The sequence below is a fragment of the Bacillus sp. SIMBA_008 genome, assembly GCF_046535495.1.
Lineage (GTDB): Bacteria > Bacillota > Bacilli > Bacillales > Bacillaceae > Bacillus > Bacillus subtilis.
In genome coordinates, this window is sequence record NZ_JAWRWL010001115.1 from 1 (window position 1) to 243 (window position 243).

Sequence of the window (243 nt, forward strand, 5' to 3'; positions counted from 1 at the left end):
GTTTCCGCGCGGTGCGTGCCGTGCCGATGGCGGTTGCCGTGCTCGGCGTCACGGTCGTCGCGAACCTGCTGCTGTGGCCGATCTACCAGTCGTTCATGCCGGTGTTCGCCGAGCGTCAGTTCGGCCTCGACGCCGACGGCCTGGGGTTGCTGCTGACCTGCTCGGGCGTTGGCGGCCTCATCGGCGCGCTCGTGATCGCGAGGCTCGGCGACTTCCGCTTCAAGGGCGGTGTCTTCGTGATCG

1 protein-coding gene is annotated in these 243 nt (G+C 68.7%); it reads left to right on the forward strand.

Going from position 1 to position 243, the window contains the following annotated elements:
* Positions 1-243 (forward strand): hypothetical protein (locus SB658_RS26905; protein ID WP_410603560.1); only part of this gene is annotated, 243 nt, incomplete at both ends.